The sequence below is a fragment of the Microcystis sp. T1-4 genome (genome assembly GCF_000297435.1).
GTDB lineage: Bacteria > Cyanobacteriota > Cyanobacteriia > Cyanobacteriales > Microcystaceae > Microcystis.
Window position 1 is genome coordinate 1 of record NZ_CAIP01000360.1, and the last position, 1530, is coordinate 1530.

At 37.6% G+C, this 1530-nt stretch carries 2 protein-coding genes; both read left to right on the forward strand.

The window, feature by feature from the left end; genetic code table 11:
- Window positions 1–1339: tetratricopeptide repeat protein (locus MICAI_RS17280; RefSeq protein ID WP_008205186.1), on the forward strand; the 1339-nt coding region annotated here is incomplete at its 5' end.
- 1 nt (window position 1340) lies between these two features.
- Window positions 1341–1499: a hypothetical protein gene (locus MICAI_RS26010; RefSeq protein WP_008205187.1), complete on the forward strand. Its 159-nt coding sequence runs from the start codon at window positions 1341–1343 to the stop codon at window positions 1497–1499.
- The last annotated feature ends 31 nt before the right edge of the window (window positions 1500–1530 follow it).

Genomic DNA, 1530 nt, shown 5'->3' on the forward strand with positions numbered 1-1530 from the left:
GATGCTCCCCATCAGAGGGGAAAGGGCAGAAAATTTAGAGTTAGCTATTGTTGCTTATAACCTGTCTTTAGAAGTCTATACCCGTGATGCTTTTCCTTATGAATGGGCAAGGACACAAAATAATCTGGGTGCTGCTTATAGTCAACGCATCAGAGAGGAAAGGGCAGAAAATCTAGAGTTAGCTATTGTTGCTTACAACCAGTCTTTAGAAGTATATACCCGTCAAGCTTTTCCTGAAGATTGGGCAGTAATACAAAATAATCTAGGGACTGCTTATAGTGATCGTATTAGAGGGGAAAGGGCAGATAATCTAGAGTTAGCTATTGTTGCTTATAACCAGTCTTTAGAAGTCTATACCCGTGAAGCCTTTTCTTATGAATGGGCAAGGACACAAAATAACCTGGGTGCTGCTTATAGTCAACGCATCAGAGGGGAAAGGGCAGAAAATTTAGAGTTAGCTATTGTTGCTTATAACCTGTCTTTAGAAGTCTATACCCGTGATGCTTTTCCTTATGAATGGGCAAGGACACAAAATAATCTGGGGAATGCTTATAGACATCGCATCAAAGGGGAAAGAGCAGATAATCTAGAGTTAGCTATTGTTGCTTACAACCAGTCTTTAGAAGTGTTGACCCGTGATGCTTTTCCTCAAGATTGGGCAGTAACACAAAATAATTTAGGTAATGCTTACAGTAAACGAATTAGAGGGAATAAAGCCGAGAATATCGAAAATGCAATTGTCTGTTATCAAGAAGCCTTACAAATTTATACCCGTCAAGCCTTTCCAAGAGATTGGGCAGAGACACAATATAATTTAGCCAATACTCTCAGAGAACGATTTAAACTTCTTGGTAAAGTGGCAGACATTCAACAAGCAATTAACTCTTATAAACAAGCTGGAGAAATTATTGAAAAAACCGAAGACAAAACCTTATATTTTAACTATTCCTATCAATTAGGAAAAGCTTTATTTGAGGGTGGATATTATACAGAAGCTATTGAACACTTAGAAAGCTGTCAGCAACTTTATCAAAAACAAAAGGATATTAGTAGTTTGGCTCCAATTTTATTGGAACTTGCCCGTCTCTATCATCGCACTGGTAGGCTCGAACAGGCAAGACTTTATTTTAAAGATTCTTTACGTCTATTCCGTCGTTTGGGTGATCAAGATAATGTGGCTTCTGTGACAACTGCACTGGGCAATCTAGAAATACAAATTGGCAAGATTTCCCAAGCTTGTAGTCATTTAAAAGAAGCACAAACATATTATCAAGAAAACAATGATAAGGAACGACTAGAGGAAATTAATCATCTACTAAAAATTCTACAATCTGCTTAAAATGACAAGACTCAGCCGTTATCAATCAACTCTCAAAAAATGGGGACTGATAGAAAATCCTTTTCGACCAACTCCCCCCGATGATCGCAAAAAATTAGCAAAGATTTTTTATGGACGAGATCAAGTTTTAGATATAGTTATTCCGACCCTAAGTAGGTAGGCACAATTATTTGTAGGATGGGTTAGCGGTA